Genomic DNA, 17,461 nt, shown 5'->3' on the forward strand with positions numbered 1-17,461 from the left:
TGAGCGGGGATCAGTGGGTGAGGATCTTGGAAAGGAAGTCGCGGGCGCGCTCGGTGCTCGGCTGGGTGAAGAACTCCGAGGGCTCGCCCTCCTCGACGATCTGGCCGTCGGCCATGAAGACGACCCGGTTGGCCGCCCGGCGGGCGAAGCCCATCTCGTGGGTGACGACCATCATCGTCATGCCGTCGCGCGCCAGGCCGGTCATCACGTCGAGCACTTCCTGGACCATCTCCGGGTCGAGGGCCGAGGTGGGCTCGTCGAAAAGGATCATCTTGGGGTCCATCGCCAGCGCGCGGGCGATGGCCGCTCGCTGCTGCTGGCCTCCGGACAGCTGGGCGGGATACTTGTCGGCCTGCGAGGCGATGCCGACGCGTTCGAGCAGCTCCATGCCCCGCTGCTCGGCCTGCTGCCGGGAGACCTTCCGTACCCTGACCGGGCCGAGCGTGACGTTCTCCAGGATCGTCTTGTGGGAGAACAGATTGAAGGACTGGAACACCATTCCCACCTCGGACCGCAGGCGGGCGAGGGCCCGGCCCTCCGCGGGAAGCTCCTGACCGTCGAAGACGATGCTCCCGCCGTCGATGGTCTCCAGCCGGTTGATCACGCGGCACAAGGTCGACTTGCCGCTGCCGGACGGGCCGATGACGACGACCACCTCGCCCCGGCCCACGCTCAGGTCGATGTCCCTGAGCACGTGCAGCGGACCGAAATGCTTGTTGACTCCCTCCAGCCTGACAAGCGGGGCCCCACCACTGTTCTCCGTCATGGTCATCAAACGTACGGGTGTCAAGACGGCCAAGTCACTAACGCCCCGGTACCGAATCGGTCACATCCCGGCTGTTCAGGACCCCATCCCGACCGCCGGGTGCGGCCGGCCCATGCGGCCCGGGACGCGGTCCCGGTTGGCTCCTGCCGATCTTTCATCGCTTAGGAGCCCAGATGCTGAGAAATCCGGATCTGTTTCGTAAGACCGTCGCGGGAACCGCCATGCTGGCGTGGCCCGTCCTGCTGGGCCTGGCCTTCCTCACCTCGCCGCCGGGCACCGAGCACGATCCCGCCGTGTTCCGCGCGAGTCCCGTGCAGGTGCAGGCCAGCGCGCTGCTGTTCCAGTGGGCGACCGTCTGCCTGGTCCCGGTGATCCTCGGGCTCGCCCATCTGCTGCGCCGCCGGGCGCCGCGCACCGGCAACATCGGCGCGGCCGTCGGACTGACCGGCGCGGCCACCGCCACCTGCCTGTTCATGACCGACTTCTACGACCTGGCGCTGGCGCTCACCCTCCCGGACGACCAGGCCGCCCGGGTGACGGAGGTGGCCGGCGCGCTCGGCGGGTTCGTGTACGGCGTGCTCCTGCCCGGCTTCCTCCTCCACGTGGGCCTGCTGGTGCTGCTGACGGGCCTGGCGGCCGTGCGGCGGGCGCCGTGGTGGGTCCCGGTGGCGGCGCTCGCGGGCGTCTGCGGGCCGTTCCTCACGATGGGGCAGCCGCCGGCCGTCCAGGCCATCGGATCGCTGTTCCACCTCGCCGCGTTCGGCACGGTCGCCCTGAAGGTCCTGCGCATGCCCGTCGACGACTGGCGGGCCGCCTGAGCCGGGGAGTGTGCCTAGAGGCCCGACTCCCTGGCCAGCATGATCGCCTCGGCCCGGTCGGCCACGCGCAGCTTGGTGAAGATGCTGGACACGTGGTTGCGCACGGTCTTCTGGCTCAGCCCGAGCCGGGCCGCTATCTGGACGTTCGTCAGGTGGCCGGCGACCAGGGCCAGGATCTCCCGTTCACGCGGGGTGAGTTCGGGGAAGCTGGGCTCCGGCTTTCTGCCGAGGTCGGAGAAGTAGCCCATCAGCCGTCCGGCGAGGGCGGGGCCGAAGATCGCCTCGCCCTCGGCCACGGCCCGGATCGCCCGCACGAGTTCGGCCCGCCGCGCGCCCTTGAGCACGTACCCGCGCGCCCCCGCGCGCACCGCCGCGAAGACCGCGTCGTCGTCGTCCGCCATGCTGAGCACGAGGACCCGCACGTGCGGGTTGTCCCGGATGATCCGCTCGGTCGCCGCCACCCCGCCCATGCCCGGCATCGCGAGGTCCATCAGCACCACGTCGGGCTGCACGCGGGGGAGGAGCGCGAGGGCCTGCTCGCCGCTGGCCGCCTCGTCGGCGACCTCCACGTCCTCCACCGGCCGCAGGAGCGCGCGCAGCCCCGCCCGGAAGGCCGAGTGATCGTCAACCAGCAGCACGCGGATCGGCTCCATCGCCCGCCTCCCGTCGTCTCGTGTCCGGCGCCGCGTCCTGGGGTGCGCTCTGCAGGGGAAGGCGGGCCAGCACCCGCGTCCCGCCTCCGGGGCGCGGCCCGATCAGGCAGGTGCCGCCGAGTTCGGCCGCGCGTTCTCGCATCGACGCCGTGCCGACTCCGCTCCCACTGCCGTCCGTGAGCGGCTCGCCGCCCTCGTCGGCGACCTCCACTTCGAGCGCGCCGGGCGGGGCCCCGCCGGTCATGCCGAGCCGTACGCGCACCCGTCCGGCCCCGGCGTGGCGGCGCGCGTTCGCCAGCGCCTCGGCCGCGATCCGGTACGCCGCCACCTCCACCGCCGCGGGCAGCGCCGGGAGGGTCCCCTCGATCTCGACGTCGGCCTCGACGCCGGGCAGCCGGGCCGCGTGCGATCTGATCGCCCCGGCCAGGCCCAGCGTGTCGAGGGCCGGCGGCCGCAGCCCCTCCACCAGCGTCCGTACGTCGGCCATCGCCGTGTGCGCGTCCGTCATGATCTCTTCGAGCATCGCCAGGGCGTCCGGATCGCGCACCATGTCCTGCACGGCCTCCGCCCGCATGGTCAGCGCGGCCAGGGTCGGCCCGAGTCCGTCGTGCAGGTCGCGGCGCAGCCGCCGCCGCTCCTCCTCGCGCGCCGCCACCAGCCGTTCGCGCGAGCGCTGCAGGTCCGCCGACAGCCGTACGGCGTGCACGGCGATCCCCGTCTGGCGGGCGAGGTCGGCGAGAACGCGGCGGTCCCTCGCGCCGAGGCCGCTCTCGCCCGAACGCGGAGAAAGGACCAGGTCGCCCACCGGCTCGCCCCGGTGCACGAGCGGCAGCCGTACGGCGCCGGGGGAGGGCGCGCCGAAGGCGTGGGTCGGTCCGCCGGCGACCTCGACCGCGACGTGCGGCAGGCGCAGCGCCTCCGCCACCGACCGGGCCGCCGCCGCGAGTGCCGCGCCCGGCTCCGCCGCCTCTTCCAGGCGCCTGCCCAGCAGGGCCAGCGCCGCGTACGGATCGTCCCGCCTGCCGTACATCACGAGGTTGACGGCGCGTTGCAGCCGCTCGCGCAGCGGCGCGAAGACGAGGGCGACCACCCCGGCGGCGGCCACCGACACCGGCAGCCCGTCCGCCGCGCGGAACACGGCGCCGAGATAGGTGACCACGAGCATGTAGCCGCCGAACACGCACGCCGACGACAGGACGTAGACGAGCGTGCGGTTGATCACGAGGTCGATGTCGAACAGGCCGTGCCGCAGCACCGCGACCGCGGCGGCGGCCGGGAGCAGGCAGGCCGCGATCGTCCCCAGGACCTCCCAGAACGCGCTGGTGATGGGCCAGATGGAGCGCGGGTCGCCGTCGGTGAGCCCTGCGGCCACCCGCCCCGCGACGATCAGCCCGGCGAGCCCGGCGGCGTACGCGAGCCACTTGAGCTGGGCCCGTTCGTCGGCGCCTCCGCGCCGGGCCCGCCGTACGAGACCGGCCGCGCCCGCCACGAACAGGGCGCCCATGAGTCCGGTCATGAGCGGCTCGACGAACGGCGCGACGACGGCGAGCGCGGGCACCGCGAGGGGGTTGGGCAGCGGCGTGCCCCAGCCGAGCTGGTGGCTGGGGCCCGGCAGCAGGGCGCTCAGCGCGGCCGTCACGGCGGCGACCGCGGCGAGCCCCCACAGGACCGCGCGCCACCCGGGCGACGACGGCCGTCCCGACGGGAAGAACGCCGGAACGGCGGCGACGGAAAGGTTGGCCGGCACCCACAGCCACGTCTGCGGCCAGGCCATCGGGGTCGCGAACGGCAGCCCGGCCAGCGCGTAGTGCCCGGTCGCGTCCAGCGACGCGAAGCACAGGCCGCAGGCGGCCATCAGCCACCCGACGGCGTTGCCCGGACGTGCGGCGGTGATCAGGCCGCCGACCAGGGCGCAGACGACGACGTAGAGAAGGTGGCTCTGGGTGAACAGCCCGGCGCCGTTGCGGTGGCCGAGCACCAGGGCCGCGGCGACCAGGAGCAGGGTGAGCGCGCAGACCGCCCACGCAGTACGCCGCACCGCCCGCCTCCTTCACGCGCCTCCGGCGCGACCGCTGAGTCGGGCTCAGGCTAACGACCGAAATGCCCAGACGAACAGGACGATGTCCCAGGACGTCCGGTCCTCGCGGTACGTCACAATCTGGCGAGCGCCTCGGGATCGACGGTCACCTTGAACGGCTCGGCCACGGCGACCGCCTCGCCCGCCCCCACCCGGTGGGTCAGCTGGTACTGGCCCTCCTCGTCGAGCCGGTGGGTGAACATCACGGGGAGACGATCGGCGGCCTGCCCGCGGAAGGGGCGGGTCTCGACTCGCCAGAAACAGGGGATGCCTGCCTCGGCGTACTTGGCGGGCTTCACCACCCGATCGGTCATGGTGGTGGACCGCGAGACGATCTCCACGACCAGGCGCACCCACTCCGGCCGGACGACCGATGCGCCCTCGCGGATCGGCTGCCTGTCGACGACCATGACGTCCGGGATGACCCCCGGCCTGCCGTCGAGAAGCAACCCGGTGGCGGTGATCGCCACCAGATCCTCGGGGGCCGCATCCTGGAGGGCCGCGCGCAGGTTGTCGCCGATCCACTGGTGCATCGGGAGCGGTGCGGGGGACACGATGAGACTCCCGTCGATGAGCTCGTAGCGGCTGCCGTCGTCCGCCTGCGCGTTGAGCTCGAACCACTCCTCGACGCCGAGTTCGCCCGGGACGCGCCAGGGGCTCCTCGCCGCCCGCGCCTCGTGGGCCTGCATCGGCGCCTCCGTGGATCGTGCGGGCATCGCCATCGAGGCTCACCTCTCAGCAATTGGTCCGTTCTCAGTGTCGCATGCGTTCGTCGTCGTACCCTATCGTCACTCAGTGTGCTTGGTTGGATGCGTAATGCTTTCGGTGCGGGCGGGGGTGGGGAAGCGCCTACCCTTGTAGTGCGATGACTGCGACCACACAGACTGTGACGACACAGGGCGCCGAAGGCGCGACGACGACACAGGGCGCCGAGGGTGCGACCCGGACCTACGAGGTCCGGACCTACGGCTGCCAGATGAACGTGCACGACTCGGAGCGGCTGTCCGGGCTGCTGGAGGACGCGGGATACGTCCGCGCGGCCGACGGGGAGACGCCGGACGTCGTCGTGTTCAACACCTGCGCCGTGCGGGAGAACGCCGACAACCGGCTCTACGGCAACCTCGGGCATCTCAGGCCGATCAAGACGGCCCGCAAGGGCATGCAGATCGCGGTCGGCGGGTGCCTGGCGCAGAAGGACCAGGGCGAGATCGTCCGCCGGGCCCCCTGGGTGGACGTCGTCTTCGGCACCCACAACATCGGGTCGCTGCCGGTGCTGCTGGAGCGGGCCCGGATCGCCGAAGAGGCCCAGGTCGAGATCAAGGAATCCCTGGAGACCTTCCCCTCCACGCTGCCGAGCCGCCGCGAGTCGGCGTACGCCGCCTGGGTGGCGATCTCGGTCGGGTGCAACAACACCTGCACGTTCTGCATCGTGCCGTCGCTGCGCGGCAAGGAGAAGGACCGCCGCCCCGGCGACATCCTCAACGAGGTGCGCACGCTGGTCGACCAGGGCGTCCTGGAGGTCACCCTGTTGGGCCAGAACGTCAACACCTACGGCGTGGAGTTCGGCGACCGGCTGGCGTTCGGCAAGCTGCTGCGGGCCTGCGGCGACGTCGAGGGCCTGGAGCGGGTCCGCTTCACCTCGCCCCACCCGGCCGCCTTCACCGACGACGTGATCGCCGCCATGGCCGAGACGCCCAACGTGATGCACCAGCTGCACATGCCGCTGCAGTCCGGCTCCGACCGCGTCCTCAAGGCCATGCGCCGGTCGTACCGGTCCGAGCGCTACCTCGGGATCATCGAGCGCGTCCGCGCCGCCATGCCGGACGCCGCGATCTCCACCGACATCATCGTGGGCTTCCCCGGCGAGACCGAGGAGGACTTCCAGCAGACCCTCGACGTGGTGCGGCGGTCGCGCTTCGCCAACGCGTTCACGTTCCAGTACTCCATCCGCCCGGGCACCCCGGCCGCGACCATGGACGACCAGGTGCCCAAGGAAGTCGTCCAGGAGCGGTACGAGCGCCTGGTCGCCCTCCAGGAGGAGATCTCCTGGGAGGAGAACAAGAAGCAGGTCGGGCGCACCCTGGAGGTGCTGGTCGCCGAGGGCGAGGGCCGCAAGGACGACGCCACCCACCGTCTGTCCGGCCGCGCGGCCGACAACCGGCTCGTCCACCTCGCCGCCGCCGATGTCGCCGCCGGCGCCCGTCCCGGCGACATGGTCACCGTCGAGGTCACCTACGCCGCGCCGCACCACCTGGTGGCCGACAAGGTCCTGTCCGTACGGCGGACCCGCGCGGGGGACGCCTGGGAGGCCCGGCAGGCCGCCCCGCAGCGGGGCAACGCCGTCAGCCTGGGCATGCCCGGCATCGGCCGTCCCGCGCCGCTCCCCGCGGAGCCGCCCGCCTGCTCGGCCGTCTGAGCGCCGGCGAGGGCTCCGCCGGTCGTCAGGACAGGCGGCGCAGGACCTCGTAGCAGTAGTCGCGCCGCAGGTCGTCGAATCGCAGACAGGGATCATCGACCTGGGTCTGCGCGGCCCCGTCCGCCTCGGCGAAGGGCTGGGCCGTGTCATGCGCGCCAGCGTCCCGGGCCGCCGTGTCCTTGGGCACGGCGCCCTTGGCCGCCGTGTTCCCGGTGGCGGAGCCTCGTACGGCCGCTTTCGTGGCGTCCGGGGCGGCGATCCGGGCGGGTCGGGGCCGCTCCGCCTCCTTCGTCCCACCGCGGCCCGCCGTGCCCGCCGAGTCCGGCGACGGCGGCCGGGATCGGGACGAGGGGTCGGTCGCCCGGAGGTGGCGTCCGGGCGGACGCGGCCTCCGGCTCTCGTGCCCGGGCGGCGGCGCGTCGCGGTCACCCGCCGGCCGTTCCCGCTCCGGGACGTCTTCCGGCGTCTCCTCCCGGTGCTCCACCGCGCGTTCCGGTTCCGTCTCCGGCCGTCCGGACGGGGCGGCCGGTGGTGAGAAGAAGGGGCCGGCGGCGGGGAAGCCGGGCGCCGTACGAGCCGGCGTGACCGGGGAGCGCAGGCCGGCGGCCACCGGCCGGGCACCCGGGGGCGCGGGGTCCTGCCTGGACAGGACGGCCAGCACGACGCCGAGCCCGGCGATCGCGGTCACGCCGATCACGCCCGTCAGGGCGAGGACGGGATGACCGTCGCGCCGGTGCCGCGGAGTGGGGGAGTAATCCGGCAAGGTCGTGTTCTTCCGTGCGGCGGTCTGGAGTATCCGATTTCTCAGTCTGCCCGCCGCGTATGGATTCGCGTGGCGGTTCCGCCGATTTCCGGGGGTCCCAGATGCGCCACCTCGGCCATTGATTAGAGAAATGTCCGGCAGGAATCGGGCTCACATCACCCCAGGCAGCAGCGATTCGCGCGTGATGCCGGCCGTCCATGCGATGGTTTTCTCCGGGGGTTCCAATTATCGTATCGCTCGATTTTTCAGAATTTATCCGGAGTCGCGTCAGTGGGAATGGGATGGCAGACCGGATCGGGGTCGTCCGGTCACGGCGGCCCGTTTACCCCCGCCCGGGGACGGGTGAGGGCGGGGCCCGATCTTCGGGCACGATTTAGCATCGGCGGTGTGTCCGTTCGTGAACTGGTCGTCCTCGGCACTTCGAGCGCGGTGCCCACCCGTCATCGCAACCACAACGGCTACCTGCTGCGCTGGGACGGCGAGGGGTTCCTGTTCGATCCGGGGGAGGGCACGCAGCGGCAGATGCTGCACGCCGGCGTGAGCGCGCACGACGTCACCTGGATCTGCGTCACCCACTTCCACGGCGACCACTGCCTGGGGGTGCCCGGCGTGGTCCAGCGGATCGCCAGGGACAAGGTGAACCACGAGGTGCGGGCGGCCTACCCCGCGAGCGGCGAGGCGTACTGGCGCAGGCTGCGCAACGCGTCGGCCTTCGCCGACACCGACGTGATCACGCCCCGGCCGGTGTCCGGCGAGCTGGTCCGGTGGCCGTCGGGGCCCGTGACGCTGACCGCGCGGCCGCTGTCGCATCCCGTCCAGTCGTACGGCTACCGCGTGGACGAGCCGGGCGGGCGCCGCATGCTGCCCGGGGAACTGGCCAGGCGGGGCGTGCGCGGCCCGATGATCGGGGAGCTGCAGCGGCACGGCTCGCTGACGCTGCCGGACGGCTCGACGGTCACGCTGGACGAGTGCAGCGCCCCCAAGCCGGGACAGAGCGCCGCCTTCGTGATGGACACCCGGGTGTGCGACGGCGCGTTCGCCCTGGCCGACGGCGTCGACCTGCTGGTGATCGAGTCGACGTTCCTGTCGGACGAGAGCGCGATGGCCGCGCAGTACGGGCACCTGACGGCGGCCCAGGCGGGGCAGATCGCGGCGGCCTGCGGGGTGCGGCGGCTGGTGCTCACGCACTTCTCCGAGCGGTACACGACGGCGGACGAGCCGCGCTTCGTGGACGAGGTGCGCAAGTCCTACACGGGGGACGTCGTGACGGCGCGCGACCTCATGCGCGTCCCGGTGCCGAAACGAGCGGACTACCAGGTCCAGCGGGCCACGAAGTAGCCCACGCCGTACGGCGCGTCGTCGTACAGCAGCTCGGCGGCCGTCGGGGGCGCCTCCCGTGCCGCGCCGCCCAGCACCTGGAAGGCCGCCCGGCCCGCCGCCTGCAGCTCCCGTGCCAGGGCCGGGTCCAGCGCCAGCAGCCGTCCGGCGTCGCCGGACGCGAGCGCGCCGGCGAGCATCTCGTCGTAGGGCACGGCGCCGGGATGGATGTAACCCGGCGCCTTCTCGGTGCGCCTGGCCGAGCCGTCGCCCATGACCAGCAGCGCCACCCGCGGCGCCGATCCCGCGATCAGGCGGCCGGTGGCGGCGCACTCGTCCGGCGGCGCGTCGAAGCCGACCGCCTCGAACCGCAGGACGGGAAGCACGCGCGTCCCCTCCAGCAGCCAGCGGCCGATCGTGAGCGACAGGGGCAGGACGGCGTCCCCCGGCCCCACCCGCACGTCGGGGCCCCACGGGCGCAGCGTCCCGGCCGCATCCCCGGGGAAGGACGCGGTGACGTCCGCGCCGCCGGCCACGGCCAGCACGTCGGGGCGGGCGTCCAGGAGCGAGCCGACCGCCGCGGCGCAGGCCGCGCGCAGGGCGTCGAGCTCGGGTGCGGCGGCCCCGGCGACCTGCGGGACGAGCAGCGGAGGATGCGGGCAGACGGCAGCGGCGACCAGCACCCGCTCACCCTACCCCGGCCGATCACCCGCAGAATGGGACGCATGGACAGCAGCACGGTGGCGTTCGCGACCGTACCGACCAGGCTGGGCGACGTGCTCGCCGCCGTCACCGGGGACGGGGTCGCCGCGACGGACTTCCGGGACGGTCCCCTGATCAGGCAGCGCATCGCCGGCCGCCTCGGGATGACCCCCGCCGACGACCCCGCCCGTACGGCCGTCGTACGGGAGGAGCTGGCGGCGTACTTCCACGGCGAGCTGAAGGAGTTCCGCGTGCCGGTCGACTGGCGGCTCATGTCGCCGCTGCAGCGGCAGGTCCTCGGCACCTTGTTCGCCACCGTTCCGTACGGCGAGGTGGTGACGTACGGGGAGCTGGCGGCGCGCAGCGGCACGGGGGTCCCGGCGCGGGCCATCGGCTCGATCATGGGCGGCAACCCGATCCCGATCATCGTGCCGTGCCACCGGGTCGTCGCGAGCAACGGGCTCGGCGGCTTCAGCGGCGGCGACGGCGTGGAGTCCAAGCGGTGGCTGCTCACCCTCGAAGGTCACCTGCCGCCCACCCTCGACTGGGACATGTGACCTCCCCGCCGCTGGGACACTGGACGGTGTGGGGCAACTACCGGTGATCGCTGTCGTGGGCGCGACCGCGGCGGGCAAGTCCGACCTGGCCGTCGAGCTGGCGCTCCGGCTGGGCGGCGAAGTGATCAACACCGACTCCATGCAGCTCTACGAGGGCATGGACATCGGCACGGCCAAGCTCTCCGCAGGGGAGCGGCGCGGCGTCCCCCATCACCTGCTGGACATCTGGCCGGTGACGCGGACCGCCAGCGTGGCCGAGTATCAGCGGCTCGTCCGTCCCCTGATCGAGGACCTGCGCTCCCGCGGCCGGGTGCCCGTGCTGGCGGGCGGCTCCGGGCTCTACGTACGCGCCGCGATCGACGACCTGGAGTTCCCGGGGACCGATCCGGACGCGCGGGCCCGGCTGGAGAAGGAGCTCGCGGAGACCGGCCCGGCGCCTCTGTACGAACGGCTCAAGGGCCTCGACCCGGTGGCCGCGGAGAACATCCTGCCGAGCAACGGCCGCAGGATCGTCCGCGCGCTGGAGGTCATCGAGCTGTCCGGGCGGCCGTTCTCGGCCACGATGCCGTCGTACGACGCGGTCTACGACAGCGTGCAGATCGGCGTCGAGGTGCCGCGGCCGGTCCTGGACGAGCGGATCGAGCTGCGGGTCGGCCGCATGTGGGAGGCCGGGCTGGTGGACGAGGTGCGCGCGCTCGCCGCGCGGGGCCTCGCCGAGGGCAGGACCGCCAGCCGGGCCCTCGGGTACGCGCAGGTCCTGCGGTTCCTGAGCGGCGAGTGGACCGAGGAGCGGGCCCGGGAGGAGACGGTGCGCGCCACCCGCAGGTTCGCCAGGCGGCAGGAGTCGTGGTTCCGTCGCGACCCCCGGGTGGTGTGGCTGCCCTTCGACGCCCCCGACCTGGCCGACCGCGCGATCGGCGTGATCACGCGCGCCTCCTAGACTTCTCTCATGCGCTTTGTGAAGGGCCACGGCACCGAGAACGACTTCGTCATCCTGCCGGACGCCGACGCCACGCTGGACCTGTCCGCGCGGGACGTCGCGGTGCTGTGCGACCGGCGTGCGGGCATCGGCGCCGACGGGGTGCTGCGGGTCGTGCGGACCAAGCTCTGCCCGGAGGTGGCCGGGCAGGCCGGCGAGGCCGAGTGGTTCATGGACTACCGCAACGCGGACGGCGGCATTCCCGAGATGTGCGGCAACGGCGTCCGGGTCTTCGCCCGCTACCTCGTCGACGCGGGCCTGGCGGCGCCCGGCGAGTTCGCCGTCGCCACCCGCGGGGGCGTCAAGCGCGTACGGCTCGGCGCCTCGGGCGACGTGACCGTCGACATGGGCAGGCCGCTGGTGCTGGGGGACAGCCGCGCCGTCGTCGACGGGCGCGAGTGCCGCGGCGTGAACGTGAACATGGGCAACCCCCACCTGGCATGCGCGGTGGCGGAGCCGGTGGCCGGGTTCGACCTCGGCCGGGAGCCCGACTTCGACCGCGGGGTCTACCCGCAGGGCGTCAACGTCGAGATCTTCAACGCCGTGGGCGGCCACAAGGTGTCCATGCGGGTGCACGAGCGGGGCTCGGGGGAGACGCGCTCGTGCGGCACCGGCGCGGTCGCGACGGCCGTCGCCGCCGCCCACGCCGCCGGTGAGACCACCGGCACGTGGGAGGTCCGGATCCTCGGCGGCACGGTCACCGTCACGCTGGAGGAGGACACGAGCTACCTGTCCGGGCCCGCCGTCCTCGTCGCGTCGGGGGAGTGGCCCGCCGTCCTCTGATCGTTTCAGGGACTTGCAGAACCTTGTTCTGATCCGCCACCCTGAGTCTGGCTGCTGAACCTAGGAGGGCGCATGGATCCGCGTGACGCGGTGGTGGAGACGAAGGCGGCGATCGGGGCACTCGGCGGGGGCTTCATGATCTCGCGGGAGGTCAAGGCGCTGTGCGAAGGTCACGGCCTCGGCCCGCGGGAGATGTACTTCCGGGGCCGGTGCGGCGTCCTCGGCGAGGTGGACGCGGACGTCGTGCTCGCGGCCGTCGTCTTCTTCCAGGCCGCGCACGTCCGTGAGTCGTGGGAGGGCGGGCGCAAGCTCCCCGCCGAGGAGGCCGCCGCGCTTTACGCCGGGGCCTGTCACGACTGGGGGCGGCGCAGGCTCGCCGGGCTCGGCGACCCCGACCGGCTGGCGGAGCTGCTCGCCGCGGTCGCCGACGGCGTGGATCCGTTCTGCGCGCCGCTGTTCGCCGGATGGCGGGCCATGCCGCGGCCCGGCGGCGGGCCCGCCCTGGCCGCCCACCTGCTCCACGTCGTACGGGAACTGCGCGGCGGCCTGCACGCGACGGCCGTGGTCGCGCACGGTCTCGGCCCGCTGGAGGCCACCCTGGTCGGCGCGGACAACACCGGGACGCCACTCCCGTACGACAGGACCTCCGACGTCGCCCGCTTCCTCGCCTGGCCCGAGCCGTACCCGGAGCCGCCGGCGGAGGCGGCGGAGCGCAGGGCCGCGGCGGAGGAGCTGACCGACGACCTCGTCGCGCGCGCCTACGCGGCGCTCGGCCCGGCGGAGCTCACGGAGCTGTGCGCCCTGCTCCGGGAGGCCGCCCGGGTGGCTCTGGGGCGCTGACCGCGGGGCGACGGCCGCGTGCTGTTTGGGTCATGGTCGGCGACCTGGCAGACTGACTCCTCATGGACGTGGACATCTGGGCTTGGGTGGGTGGCACCCAGCGTGAACTGCACGAGGCGGGCAACACGGGACTGGCCATGGCGCTGGGTGACGTGCCCGCGCAGGCGCTGGAGGGCCGTTTCGCCCAGCTCGACGTCGTGGCGCCGGCGATCGCGCAGCACGCCGAGACGCTGGAGAAGCCGTGGCTGGAGTTCTTCGCGCGCTACTGGCACCTGATCGGGCGGGTGGGCGACCGGGCGATGGGCGCGGTCGCGCTCGACGACGCCGCCTCGCTGCTGGAGTTCGCCCAGCGTGACGACGTGCGCGAGTGCCCCGGCGCCCCCGGCGCCGTGGAGGTCCTGGCGATCGCGCAGGCCAACACCGACGGTCCCGGCTACGCCGAGGCCCGGCTGGCCGCCCTCGGCGCGGCCCTCGACGGCGTCGGCCCGGACTCTCTCGCCTTCTCCGGCCTGGCCACGCAGTACGTCGCGGCCCTGATCGACGCGGGCAAGGCGGCCGAGGGCGTCGCGTACGCCGAGGCGGCGGTCGAGCGCCTGCGCGGGGCCGGGCGCGAGGCGAGCTGGGAGCTGGGCGCCGCCTCCGCGCGGGCCCTGCTCGCCGCCGGGCGCCCGGACGACGCCCTGGCCGCGCTCGACGCCTCGACCGGCTTCAAGCCCGACGACCCGGTCGCGAAGGCCCGCCGCGAGGCCCTGCTCCGCTCGCAGGTGCTGGCCACCCTCGGCCGGATGCAGGAGGCCGTGGACGCGCTCCCCGACCTCGACGTGGTGGGCGACCACGCGCGCGAATGGGTGGAGTGGGCGCGCACCGTCCGCATGCTCTCCTCGGGCGGCTCGATCGCCAACACCTGGCAGCTCGGCCGCATCCTGCGGCAGTGGATGTCCTACTTCGAGAGCGTGGGCGGCCACCGGGCGCGGTTCGAGCTCGCGCTGACGGCCGGGCACCTGGCGGTCGCCCGGCAGGGCCTGTGGCAGGCCCGCCTGCTGGCCGACTACGCCGAGGCCGCGATCGCCACCCTCCGGGTCACCGAGGGACTGGCCGAGCGGGTGGCCGAGCTGCGCGTCGCCGCCGACGCCGCCAAGGAACTGCCGCCGCCCGGCCCCCGCGACGAGCTGGTGGCCTACTTCGACGCCGCCGACGGCCGCACGGCCGACCCCGAGCGGTGGGTGGGCTGGCTGTGGCCGCTGTCCGGCACCGACCTCGAGGCCACCCGGCGTCACACCACGACGCTCGGTTTCCTCGGCTACGCCCCGGTGGGCGCCGACACCTACTGGAAGACGATCGTCGAGGACGGCGACCCGGCCGCCGCGGGTGACGAGGACATCTCCTATCTCACCGGCCTGCTCATCGAGGCCGGGCAGGACGAGCGGGTGGAGACTCTGGCGGCCCGGCTGCCGGAGACCGGTTCGCACCTCGCGCTCGCCCGGCTGCACCGTGCGCGCGAGCGGTGGGAGCAGACGGCGGCCGAGGCCGAGCAGGCCGTCGCCCACGGCGGCGGGCTGGAGGCGCGCCGCCTGTGGTCGGGCGCGGTCCAGCAGCTCGGCGACAACGCCAAGGCGGCCGAGATCCTCAAGCCGCTGGTCGAGTCCGGCGAGGGCGAGGAGGAGGACGTCTGGCGGATCATCGTCCTGTCCACCGCCGTGGAGGACTGGGCGACCGTACGGGCGGCCGGCGCCAAGCTCGGCATGCCGATCGAGGCGGGCGAGGGCCCGATCGAGGAGGAGTGGCACCTGGTCCGGGTGATCCTCCCCGCCCCCGACGGCACCCAGCGGGAGGTGCTCGCCGTACGGACCGGCCCGGCCACCGCCCGCCTGGCGATCCCGCAGCCGCGCGGCATGGAGTACAACGCGGGCGACGTGGTCGTGATCGACCCCCGGCCGCTGGAGCCGATCCCGGAGGACGAGCAGGAGCGGGAGAGCTTCGTGATCCCGTTCGCCGGGGTGACGATGCTGCGACCGGGCGGCTACACGAGCTGGTTCTTCGACGGCGCGGCGCCGTCGGAGGACGAGTGGGCCGAGTTCAACGAGGTCCTCGCCGAGCGCGGCTGGCCGATGTGGGTCTACAGCGACGAGAACTACCGCGTCACCCACCCGGCCACCGGTGAGCAGCTCCCCGGCGTGTTCGGCTGGATCGCGATCCCGCCCACCGTGCGGCCGGCCGAGCTGGACGCCGTCCTCGACGACGTCACCGAGCAGTGGTCCCACCCGCTGGCGTGGCTCGACCTCGCCCGCGAGGTCGGCATCGAGGCCGAGCGGCACGAGCGGATCTCCAAGGAGTACGGCCTCTGACCGAGAGTTGAGGGGGCGGGCGTGATTCTGGACCGGTTCCGTCTTGACGGGAAAGTGGCCATCGTGACGGGGGCGTCGTCCGGGCTCGGCGTCGCCTTCGCCCGGGGCCTCGCCGAAGCGGGCGCCGACGTCGTGATCGGAGCCCGCCGCCCCGAAGGCCTGGAGCGGACCCGGCGGCTGGTCGAGGAGACCGGCCGCCGCTGCCTTGCGGTCCCGACCGACGTGTCGGTCCCCGAGGAGTGCCAGGCCCTCGTCGACGCGGCCATCGGCGAGTTCGGCCGCGTCGACGTGCTGGTCAACAACGCGGGCGTCGGCACGGCCGTGCCCGCCCTGCGGGAGACGCCCGGCGAGTTCCGCCGCGTGCTCGACGTCAACCTGAACGGCACCTACTGGATGGCCCAGGCCTGCGCCCGCGTCATGCCGCCGGGCTCGTCGATCGTCAACATCGGCAGCGTGCTCGGCGAGACCACGGCCGGGCTGCCGCAGGCGGCCTACAGCGCGTCGAAGGCCGCCGTCGCCGGGCTCACCCGCGACCTCGCCCAGCAGTGGACCTCGCGGCGGGGCATCCGGGTCAACTGCCTGGAACCGGGCTTCTTCGACTCCGAGATGACGGCGCAGTATCCCGACGGCTATCTCGACCGCATGCGGGAGCAGCGGGTCCTGATGAAGCGCTCGGGCGCCCCGGAGGAACTCGCCGCCGCCGTCGTCTTCCTCGCGTCCGACGCCGGTTCGTACGTCACCGGGGCGGTCGTTCCGGTGGACGGAGGAATCCTCGTCACCTGATCGCCGCCCGCCGAGCGGGTCGTCCTCACCCCGCGCCGCCGGGCCCTCACGGCCCGGTACGCCCATGGGGGAGAAAGATCACCGGACGATCACGATATGGAGATTAGGTGGCATTTTTCACCATAAGAAGGGCAGCAGGGCCCTAGCCTCAGACCTGTTGTCAAAAAACAGGATCCGTGTTGCGTCTTGCGCAACGCCTGTGCGTGTGCCCTGAGGAGTCGTTGGCCCCCCGCTCTTCATTCACGGCGTGCGAGCGGCAGCCCTCGCGCCGTGCTTTGGCGTTTCCGGGCGTCCACGCCGCCTCGCGGGCGAGCGCCAAGTGAGGGGAATCAGAGTGGGCACAGCCGCGATCGAGGTTCGCGGGCTCTGGAAGATCTTCGGTCCCAAGGCCGACCGGATCATCGGCAGCCCCGACGCCGACCTTGAACCCGCGGAGCTGCGGGCGAAGACGGGGTGCACCGCCGCCGTCAGGGACGTCGGCTTCGAGGTCCGGCCAGGCGAGGTCTTCGTCGTCATGGGCCTGTCCGGCAGCGGCAAGTCGACGCTGGTGCGCTGTCTCACCCGGCTCATCGAGCCGACGGCGGGCGAACTGCGCATCGACGGTCAGGACGTGCGCGCGATGTCGGCCAAGCAGCTGCGAGAGCTCCGCCGTCACCGGGTGAGCATGGTCTTCCAGCACTTCGGGCTGTTGCCGCACCGCAAGGTCGTGGACAACGTCGGTTACGGCCTGGAGATCCAGGGCGTCGGGAAGTCCGAGCGGCACGAGAAAGCCCGCCGCATCCTGTCGCTGGTGGGGCTGGAGGGCCATGAGGACTCCTATCCCGAGCAGTTGTCCGGCGGTATGCAGCAGCGGGTCGGGCTGGCCCGGGCGCTCGCCGTCGACCCCGAGGTGCTGCTGTTCGACGAGCCGTTCAGCGCGCTCGACCCGCTGATCCGCCGCGACATGCAGGCCGAGGTCATCCGGCTGCACCGCGAGGTCGGCAAGACCATGGTCTTCATCACCCACGACCTGTCCGAGGCGCTCAAGCTCGGGGAGCGCATCGCCATCATGCGGGCGGGCGCGATCGTGCAGGTGGGCACCCCCGAGGAGCTTGTCGGGGCGCCCGCCGACGACTACGTGGCCGACTTCGTGCGGGACGTCCCCAGGGCGCAGGTGCTGTCGCTGCGCTGGATCTGCCGCGCCCCCGGGCCGGACGAGCCGCTCGACGGTCCCGAACTCCCCGCCGACACCGTCATCCACGACGCGGTCCCGGCCGCGATGGCGTCCGACCGCCCCATCCGGGTCGTCGCCGACGGCGAACTGGTCGGCGTGGTGAGCCGGGTCGACATCCTCGGCGCGGTACGGCCCGCGAGCGAGCCCGTGGTGGTCGCCGCTCCCGCGAAGGCCCATGACGAGGAGCCCGACCCCGAGGAGCCGCCGGCGGAAGCCGGGGAGGCAGGGGAGGCGCAGGAGGCCGAGGAGGCGGACGCCGGCGAGCCCGTCGCTTCCGGCGAGCCCGTCGCTTCCGGCGGGCCCGCCGCCTCCGGCGAGGCGGCCGAGGCGGCCGAGGACGCCGCCGTCGAAGCCGTTCAGGAGGAGCAGCCGGCGCGGGGCGAGGGCGGCACGTCCGCCACCGCCGAGGCGAGGACGCGCGGGGGCGCGGCGGTCGCCCCCGCGGGCGC

15 protein-coding genes and 1 pseudogene are annotated in these 17,461 nt (G+C 73.3%); 10 read left to right on the forward strand and 6 right to left on the reverse strand.

Translation table 11 applies throughout. The features are described from left to right. Positions 1-10: 10 nt before the first annotated feature. Positions 11-766, reverse strand: a complete 756-nt coding sequence (locus tag HHX41_RS00710) for an amino acid ABC transporter ATP-binding protein (protein WP_169979278.1) — start codon at positions 764-766, stop codon at positions 11-13. A 173-nt stretch (positions 767-939) separates the two neighbouring features. Between HHX41_RS00710 and HHX41_RS00715 the strand changes: the two genes are divergently transcribed. Then, positions 940-1,584: a hypothetical protein gene (locus HHX41_RS00715; protein WP_169979276.1), complete on the forward strand. Its 645-nt coding sequence runs from the start codon at positions 940-942 to the stop codon at positions 1,582-1,584. Positions 1,585-1,598: 14 nt separating this feature from the next. Here HHX41_RS00715 and HHX41_RS00720 read toward each other — a convergent pair whose 3' ends face one another. From HHX41_RS00720 to HHX41_RS00730, 3 genes are all read right to left on the reverse strand, one after another. Beyond that, positions 1,599-2,237 (reverse strand): response regulator transcription factor, encoded by a 639-nt coding sequence (locus HHX41_RS00720; protein WP_169979275.1) that lies wholly within the window; start codon positions 2,235-2,237, stop codon positions 1,599-1,601. Next, positions 2,209-4,275 (reverse strand): sensor histidine kinase, encoded by a 2,067-nt coding sequence (locus tag HHX41_RS41550; RefSeq protein WP_182904404.1) that lies wholly within the window; start codon positions 4,273-4,275, stop codon positions 2,209-2,211. Before HHX41_RS41550 ends, HHX41_RS00720 begins: the two co-directional genes overlap by 29 nt. A gap of 113 nt (positions 4,276-4,388) precedes the next feature. Next, positions 4,389-5,030 (reverse strand): Uma2 family endonuclease, encoded by a 642-nt coding sequence (locus HHX41_RS00730; protein ID WP_249349536.1) that lies wholly within the window; start codon positions 5,028-5,030, stop codon positions 4,389-4,391. A 149-nt stretch (positions 5,031-5,179) separates the two neighbouring features. Between HHX41_RS00730 and miaB the strand changes: the two genes are divergently transcribed. Beyond that, positions 5,180-6,730: a tRNA (N6-isopentenyl adenosine(37)-C2)-methylthiotransferase MiaB gene (miaB, locus tag HHX41_RS00735; RefSeq protein ID WP_220503615.1), complete on the forward strand. Its 1,551-nt coding sequence runs from the start codon at positions 5,180-5,182 to the stop codon at positions 6,728-6,730. Between the two features lie 25 nt (positions 6,731-6,755). On the opposite strand, the gene HHX41_RS00740 is transcribed toward miaB, so the two are convergent. After that, entirely contained in the window at positions 6,756-7,493 is a 738-nt protein-coding gene (locus tag HHX41_RS00740; RefSeq protein WP_182904405.1) for a hypothetical protein, read from the reverse strand. 387 nt (positions 7,494-7,880) lie between these two features. On the opposite strand from HHX41_RS00740, the gene HHX41_RS00745 reads away from it, so the two are divergent. Further along, positions 7,881-8,831 (forward strand): ribonuclease Z, encoded by a 951-nt coding sequence (locus HHX41_RS00745; RefSeq protein ID WP_182904406.1) that lies wholly within the window; start codon positions 7,881-7,883, stop codon positions 8,829-8,831. On the opposite strand, the gene HHX41_RS00750 is transcribed toward HHX41_RS00745, so the two are convergent. Continuing rightward, positions 8,804-9,493 carry a class III extradiol dioxygenase subunit B-like domain-containing protein gene (locus HHX41_RS00750; RefSeq protein WP_182904407.1) on the reverse strand — a complete coding sequence of 230 codons (690 nt, stop codon included), beginning with the start codon at positions 9,491-9,493 and terminating at the stop codon, positions 8,804-8,806. The genes HHX41_RS00745 and HHX41_RS00750 overlap by 28 nt on opposite strands. Before the next feature lie 42 nt (positions 9,494-9,535). On the opposite strand from HHX41_RS00750, the gene HHX41_RS00755 reads away from it, so the two are divergent. The 7 genes and pseudogenes from HHX41_RS00755 to HHX41_RS00785 all read left to right on the forward strand — a co-directional run. Continuing rightward, positions 9,536-10,069, forward strand: a complete 534-nt coding sequence (locus HHX41_RS00755) for a methylated-DNA--[protein]-cysteine S-methyltransferase (protein ID WP_211591456.1) — start codon at positions 9,536-9,538, stop codon at positions 10,067-10,069. Between the two features lie 28 nt (positions 10,070-10,097). Then, positions 10,098-11,009, forward strand: a complete 912-nt coding sequence (gene miaA / locus HHX41_RS00760; protein WP_182904408.1) for a tRNA (adenosine(37)-N6)-dimethylallyltransferase MiaA — start codon at positions 10,098-10,100, stop codon at positions 11,007-11,009. 9 nt (positions 11,010-11,018) lie between these two features. Further along, entirely contained in the window at positions 11,019-11,831 is an 813-nt protein-coding gene (dapF, locus tag HHX41_RS00765) for a diaminopimelate epimerase (RefSeq protein WP_182904409.1), read from the forward strand. A 72-nt stretch (positions 11,832-11,903) separates the two neighbouring features. Beyond that, positions 11,904-12,671, forward strand: a complete 768-nt coding sequence (locus HHX41_RS00770; RefSeq protein ID WP_182904410.1) for an SCO6745 family protein — start codon at positions 11,904-11,906, stop codon at positions 12,669-12,671. Positions 12,672-12,733: 62 nt separating this feature from the next. Further along, entirely contained in the window at positions 12,734-15,016 is a 2,283-nt protein-coding gene (locus HHX41_RS00775; protein WP_182904411.1) for a tetratricopeptide repeat protein, read from the forward strand. A 21-nt stretch (positions 15,017-15,037) separates the two neighbouring features. After that, positions 15,038-15,799, forward strand: a complete 762-nt coding sequence (locus HHX41_RS00780; RefSeq protein WP_310741693.1) for a glucose 1-dehydrogenase — start codon at positions 15,038-15,040, stop codon at positions 15,797-15,799. Between the two features lie 319 nt (positions 15,800-16,118). After that, positions 16,119-17,141 (forward strand): annotated as a pseudogene (locus tag HHX41_RS00785) (glycine betaine/L-proline ABC transporter ATP-binding protein); the annotation flags it as partial. Between the last annotated feature and the right edge of the window lie 320 nt (positions 17,142-17,461).

Origin of the sequence: Microbispora sp. H13382, assembly GCF_014161445.1 — a bacterium.
Classification (GTDB): Bacteria; Actinomycetota; Actinomycetes; order Streptosporangiales; family Streptosporangiaceae; genus Microbispora.

What these genes read in the sequence shown, in the direction of transcription:
- HHX41_RS00755 (WP_211591456.1), top strand. Translation starts at nt 9,536, where the DNA reads ATGGACAGCAGCACGGTGGCGTTCGCGACCGTACCGACCAGGCTGGGC.
- HHX41_RS00775 (WP_182904411.1), top strand. Translation starts at nt 12,734, where the DNA reads ATGGACGTGGACATCTGGGCTTGGGTGGGTGGCACCCAGCGTGAACTG.
- HHX41_RS00730 (WP_249349536.1), bottom strand. Translation starts at nt 5,030, where the DNA reads ATGCCCGCACGATCCACGGAGGCGCCGATGCAGGCCCACGAGGCGCGG.
- HHX41_RS00770 (WP_182904410.1), top strand. Translation starts at nt 11,904, where the DNA reads ATGGATCCGCGTGACGCGGTGGTGGAGACGAAGGCGGCGATCGGGGCA.
- HHX41_RS00715 (WP_169979276.1), top strand. Translation starts at nt 940, where the DNA reads ATGCTGAGAAATCCGGATCTGTTTCGTAAGACCGTCGCGGGAACCGCC.
- dapF (WP_182904409.1), top strand. Translation starts at nt 11,019, where the DNA reads ATGCGCTTTGTGAAGGGCCACGGCACCGAGAACGACTTCGTCATCCTG.
- HHX41_RS00710 (WP_169979278.1), bottom strand. Translation starts at nt 766, where the DNA reads ATGACGGAGAACAGTGGTGGGGCCCCGCTTGTCAGGCTGGAGGGAGTC.
- HHX41_RS00720 (WP_169979275.1), bottom strand. Translation starts at nt 2,237, where the DNA reads ATGGAGCCGATCCGCGTGCTGCTGGTTGACGATCACTCGGCCTTCCGG.
- miaB (WP_220503615.1), top strand. Translation starts at nt 5,180, where the DNA reads ATGACTGCGACCACACAGACTGTGACGACACAGGGCGCCGAAGGCGCG.